Source organism: Fulvivirga lutimaris (assembly GCF_009711525.1).
In the GTDB taxonomy this organism is placed as follows: domain Bacteria; phylum Bacteroidota; class Bacteroidia; order Cytophagales; family Cyclobacteriaceae; genus Fulvivirga; species Fulvivirga lutimaris.
Genome location: NZ_SMLV01000220.1, coordinates 1 through 5,999, shown reverse-complemented (window position 1 = coordinate 5,999; position 5,999 = coordinate 1). Strand labels below are relative to the sequence as shown.

General features: G+C 36.6%; 5 protein-coding genes. All 5 read right to left on the bottom strand.

The genetic code is table 11. The features are described from left to right. On the bottom strand, positions 1–855 hold an 855-nt coding region (locus E1140_RS02430), incomplete at its 3' end, for a polysaccharide biosynthesis/export family protein (RefSeq protein ID WP_155178671.1). A gap of 18 nt (positions 856–873) precedes the next feature. Further along, positions 874–1,710, bottom strand: coding sequence for a 3-deoxy-8-phosphooctulonate synthase (gene kdsA / locus E1140_RS02425; protein WP_155178669.1), 837 nt, complete (start codon positions 1,708–1,710; stop codon positions 874–876). Then, positions 1,710–2,255, bottom strand: coding sequence for a KdsC family phosphatase (locus tag E1140_RS02420; protein WP_155178667.1), 546 nt, complete (start codon positions 2,253–2,255; stop codon positions 1,710–1,712). The genes kdsA and E1140_RS02420 overlap by 1 nt, the downstream gene beginning before the upstream one ends. Positions 2,256–2,269: 14 nt before the next feature. After that, positions 2,270–2,719, bottom strand: a complete 450-nt coding sequence (locus E1140_RS02415; RefSeq protein ID WP_155178665.1) for a DUF4920 domain-containing protein — start codon at positions 2,717–2,719, stop codon at positions 2,270–2,272. Positions 2,720–2,820: 101 nt separating this feature from the next. Beyond that, positions 2,821–5,844 (bottom strand): CHAT domain-containing protein, encoded by a 3,024-nt coding sequence (locus E1140_RS02410; protein ID WP_155178663.1) that lies wholly within the window; start codon positions 5,842–5,844, stop codon positions 2,821–2,823. Positions 5,845–5,999: the final 155 nt, after the last annotated feature.

Below are 5,999 nucleotides of genomic sequence, written 5' to 3'. Positions count from 1 at the left end.
CACCAATGAACCAAAAACACCCAAAACAGTGGAATAAGTTGGAAGTATGTACTTTCTTGTTTCCCTGGCTTGTAAAGGAGCGACAATTATTAAGTCATTTGGCTTTAAATAAAATCCATTTTGCTGTAATAACTCCTCTCTCAAGGTGTTTACATATACTACCTCAGCCTTGCTATCAACCGTTCTAACAACTTTTATTTTAGAACGGTCGGCAAATTCAGTGAGATTACCTGCTAAAATAATTGCGTCAATAATTGTACTATTAGGGTCATAAGTGGTATACCTACCCTCATTATTAACTTCACCTAAAATAGTAAACTGAAAACTTAAAAGTTGTACCCGAACAACCGGAGTTTCAAAATACTTTAGCAAATTTTTTCTTAATTCTGTTTCAGCTTCAGCTATAGTTTTTTCAGACAGTTTAATTTTACCAATATAAGGCAGTTCTAACATGCCTTCGCTATCTAGAATAAAACCTGTTTGCTGTCTATCCAATACTAAACTACTTAATCCACTTCCACTATTGCCACCATTCATATTTCTTTGATTGCTTCCTTCAGTCTGTAATGATTGGTCATATTGATTTAGTCGTCTGATAAGCCCTAGTTGTTCTTCGTAATTCTGCACAAAATCAAACTCCTTGGGCGTTATACTAGCAATACGGATAGAAATCACATCATTTGGTTGAAGCATATATTCTGAAAATTGAGTTTGATAAACTCGCACGGATGAATCTGACTGAGTTACAGCATCTCTTTCTGGCTCATCTTTTTGTAGATAAACAAGGCGTTTATTCGGAACACATGAAGCAAAAAAAAGCCCAACGAGGACTAATAACGTTAGAAATCTACCCATCAGTCTAAAAAATATCCTCTAATTAACATACTGCTTGCCAAGCATCCAAACCTCTTTCAACATCTTTAGGAAGTTTTCCATCTCATTCAATGGTACCATATTAGGTCCATCACTCAATGCTTTTTCTGGATTTGGATGTGTTTCTACGAAAAACCCATCAACACCTACCGCTGCTGCTGCCCTGGCTAAATAAGGTGCAAACTCTCTCTGACCACCTGAAGTGCCACCTTGTCCTCCTGGCTGTTGTACACTATGAGTAGTATCAAACACAACAGGAGCATACTGCCTCATTGTAGGTAAAGCTCGCATATCTACTACTAAATTATGATACCCGAAACTCACACCTCGTTCAGTTAAACAAACGTTGGGATTACCTGAATCTCTCACTTTGTCAACAGCATATTTCATATCTTCGGGAGCCATAAATTGCCCTCTTTTCACTTTGACCATTTTACCGGTTTCAGCTGCTGCAATCAGCAAATCGGTCTGGCGACACAAGAAAGCAGGTATTTGCAGCACATCTGCTACAGTTGCCACCTCTGTGGCTTGATGGCTCTCATGTATATCAGTTACGATAGGAACACCTAATTTACTTTTCACATCAGAAAGCAGTTCTAACCCCTCTTTCATACCTAATCCTCTATAAGAGTTGACAGATGTTCTGTTTGCTTTATCAAATGACGCTTTGAACACGTATTCAATATCCAGGCTCTTGCAAATAGATTGCACCTGTTCTCCAACTTCAAGACATAAGTCCAAACTTTCAGCGGCACATGGCCCCGAAAAAAGCACCAATTTATCACCCCCAAGGCTGATGTTCTCAGTTACTTTAATAGGTTTTATAAACTTTTCCATTAGGTATGGTCTTCAATGATTTGTTTTAATTTTCCTTGCTGAGCTAAAATCATATCCCCTAACTCTCTCAGCACCCCATTTCCGCCACTCTTTTTAGTAATGAAATGAGCCTCATCTTTGACGTAAGAAAGTGCATCAGCTGGGGCAGCCCCCAAACCTACATTTTTAATCACTCTTAAATCAATGATATCGTCACCTATATAGGCTACTTCGTCAAGCTTCAAACCCCGCTCTGCTGCTATATCTTGAACTATCTGAAACTTATCCTTAGCTCCCTGAAAGCAATAATCAAGTTTTAATTCCTGGCACCTTCTTTCAACTAGGGCCGATTCCCTGCCAGTAATTGCTCCAACTACAAAGTCTAACCTTTTCAAATGGCTAATTATTTGACCATCTTTTACATTAAAGGCTTTTATCTCATCACCGCTATTCGTGTATATAATTGAGCCATCGGTTAGTACTCCATCTACATCAAACAAAATGGCCTTTATCTTTTGAGCGCGATTTCGAACCTCTTGAGGTATCTCTTTTAAAATTTTATCCATTGAAGGCTCAAATACTAATCAACAATGATTACTCCTGTTGCTACGAAATTGTATTCTTCTTTTGGTTCTGTAATGGCAGCTATCTCGGCTTCGCTTTTGCCAGCATCTTGAGCATAATGCTGCAAGGTTTCTACGTCAGTGATTTCTTTTACCGTCTCACCTGCAATTATTGCTATCTTACCTTCTGCTCCACTTGTTGGCACAAAGAATCCATAATCTTTAAATGTGACTCTAATTTCTTCTCCATCGTCCATCTTCATTGTCATCCAGCATCCTTTCTTTTCACAGGTCGCTAAAATTTCACCTTCTAACTTTACATTAGCTTTCTTACCGTTATCTATCAATGATTTAGCTTGTGAAATGCTAACCACTTCATTATTATCTATTTTTTCACCATAATAATTCTGATTAGGTTGTGAACAACTCGCTACAGCAACCAGAAGTAAAATTCCTAAATTTTTCATAATCAATATCTGAATGTTAATGCAAACAAAACTAGAACTAATTTCAATTACTCCTTAATTATATTCTGAATTTAAATGCTAATTAATAGAAGACCAAGGCATTATTCGCCCACAATTTTGAATGCTCCCCAATAGAAGGGCTCTGGGTATTCTTTCATAAGCGCAAGTTGGGCATCTCTAAATGCATAGTACTTTTCTTTTCCTTGGGCCAAATTTTCGTAGAACAGCGTCATTAGTCTTTGTGTAGCGTCATCATCAACATTCCACATACTCATGACCAAATAACGAGCTCCTGCTATTTTGAAAGCTCTTTGGAGTCCATAAACACCTTCACCATTAGATACTTCTCCAAGACCGGTTTCACAGGCCGACAATACTACCAATTCAGTATTATTTAAGTCCATATTCATGGCCTCATAGGCAGTTAGTATTCCATCCTCATTATCAATAGGATTGCTGCCAGATATCAAAAAGTCCTCAGCTCCAGCCAGTATTATGCCTGCTCTGAGTAGTGGATTTTGATAGTACCTGTTACTTTCCTCAAAATCTGGTGACTTCACATTTTCCAGGAAGTATCCGTGAGTAGCTATATGTAAAATGCCCGGATTACTAATTTCCTTCAATTTAGATTCACTGGCTTCACTAGTTGTGAGCGTATTGGGCGCTATACCCTGGTCCTCATAAATTTTGGTAATTTCTTCAACCTCTGTTTTGGTACCAGGTAATTCTGCTATACCCTCACCACTTCGCATATATCTTAATAGACCTCCTCTCAAACCACGTGTTTCAGAAAAGTCAACACCACGTAAACTTCTCTTTACCCCCGATTCAGCTGACTTTTCTTTTTTAGCCAATGTATAAGCTGGGAAACCTAAAAGGTATTTGGACTCTGATGATTTACCAAAATTAGATGATGGAAATATATCACGTGTGCTGGTCACTTCCTGAATTTCGATCTCCTTAATCAAATACTCACTGGTGTTAGGATTAACCAAAGTACTTAGGTTTATCTGATTGTAAACACCATCAGGTGAAATATACAACTTCTTTACTCCTTTGAATTGACTTTCTAAAGGTGCCCACAACTCGTTATAAGTATAATTATCCTCAATTTGATATCTAATAGAGTTTCGGTAATTATTCAAATACCTGCCTTCCATCAGATTACCTCTTGTTAATTTAACAGACCTTGGGAATTCAGAGCTAACATCAATAATAAGCGCTAGGTAATGCACCTCATCATTAAAAGCACCTCCATTTCCAGGATCAGACACTCTATACCTGATTATTTCTACTGCAGTTTCGTCTTCTTTGAGTGATGCCTGCACCTTCTTCCAATCTGGAATTTCCTCATTATATATTTGTGCAAATTGAGATGACCTGCTTACAAGACTCCTTTCAATCTGATTGGCAGACTCGTTTAATGAATCAACCAAACTCTGTCTAGGGTCATTATTTGAATACAGCTTCGAAAGTCGTTCTTTAGTCGATTTCCAGGCATTAAAATCTTCAATTAGCGAAGAATCATTACTGTTATATATATTCCTCCTCAGCCTCTCTGTTGCGACCATAATAATGCCTTTTGTTCTTAACTGATAATTATAGAGCTGCCCCAGAATATCCGGTTCACTTGTCATTATCTGCGCTGCTAAAGAGTTATATTGTTCAAAAGTTGGCCTCAGCTTTTCTAAATAAAACTTAGTTTTTTCTTCCTCACTTAGTGATGGAAAAAACAGTTTGATTTGCTCAAAGAAGTTTTCAAAAGTCTTCTCGAAATACTTCCTTGAATTCTTAAGGTCATTCTTTTTCCAATAATAAAGTGCTAAATAATTAGTAACCTCAGCATATTTTGGGTGATTCTCTCCCAAAATTGACTTTCTTAATTTTAAGGCCTCTTGCAAGGTTTTCTCGGTACTCGAAGCATTTTGAAGCAACTCAGTTTTTCCAATATTAAAGATTGTATTGGCGTAATTAGCGCTCTTCTTACCTTCAACCTTTTCAGTAATTTTCCTTGACCTATCTAGGGTTGTAATAGCTAAATTATATTGCCCCTTCTCCCGGTAAACATTTGCCAAATTATTCAAAATTTGAGCTGTTACTTCACTCTCCTCTTCATATAGTTGAGCTGAAATCTCAAGTGCTTCTTTCAACGAATTTTCAGCCAACTCATAGTTCTTAGTGTCAGTATAAGCAGTGCCTATATTGATAAGCGAAGTCAAATAATTAGGATGAACCTTACCAAACGTTGTCGAGTCCTGACTTAATAAATCTTTATAAACTGAAATAGCCTCAGTAGAGCGCCCCAATGCCATTTGAGCAACCGCCAAATTATTATCAATATCATTGATTACGAATTCAGTATCATTCATCAAGCTAAGGTTGCTTTTAGCTTGCAAAAAAATCGACTCGGCAATGGGGTATTTCCCTTGATTAATATAATTCAAACCTAATGCAACTTGGGTTAATTCAAAATTCAAAGTATCAGAAAAACCAGAAAAGCTGGAACTCGCTTCATCTAACAATTCTTTAGAATCATCATAATTTCCAAGTAGGGATAGCACATCACCCTTTTTTGCATTTAGAAGTGCTACTGCATAATCATCACTTTTAGAAATTTTTAACTGTTTATTGAGAACTGATAGTGCATCCGAATATTTACCGGTCTCAATAAAGATATCAGCATAGAACAGAACAGATCCTAAATATACATCTGAATCTGTTCCAAAAAGTTTTGAATCTACTGCCAGCAACTTATCTCCTGCCTGAATGGACTTAGGAAACTTACCCATTTCAAGATACAGATCAGTTAGGTTATATAGAACGTTACTATAACCAGTAGTTTCTAATGGGTTTAGTTGCTCTCTTACCTTGAGAGCTTTCTCATAATAAGTAATGGCTTTTTCAAAATCATTAAACCCTAAATAAGTTTCTCCAAAAATTGAAAATATGTCAGCTGATAAAGTATCTAGAACTGCCGTGTTTATTGCCACTTGAGACTCAAGGGCAACAACCTCTTCAAGCTGATCATTATCAATAAATTGTTCTATTTGATTGTAAAACTCAGTTCTATTTTGCCCATAGGAATAAAGAGAAATACAGATTAAAAGGGGTGCAATAAGTTTCATCAAAATTGATTCGATTTTTGAATTTGGTCCGATTGAATAATAATATTTGACTTTCAATATTAATCAATATTATTAATTCAAATACAAGCAATTATTCCAAAAACCAGAATTGAGTAACCACTATGAGTAGCTAATATTTTTTAATAGTAATCTAT

What these genes read in the sequence shown, in the direction of transcription:
- kdsA (WP_155178669.1), bottom strand. Translation starts at nt 1,710, where the DNA reads ATGGAAAAGTTTATAAAACCTATTAAAGTAACTGAGAACATCAGCCTT.
- E1140_RS02420 (WP_155178667.1), bottom strand. Translation starts at nt 2,255, where the DNA reads ATGGATAAAATTTTAAAAGAGATACCTCAAGAGGTTCGAAATCGCGCT.
- E1140_RS02415 (WP_155178665.1), bottom strand. Translation starts at nt 2,719, where the DNA reads ATGAAAAATTTAGGAATTTTACTTCTGGTTGCTGTAGCGAGTTGTTCA.
- E1140_RS02410 (WP_155178663.1), bottom strand. Translation starts at nt 5,844, where the DNA reads ATGAAACTTATTGCACCCCTTTTAATCTGTATTTCTCTTTATTCCTAT.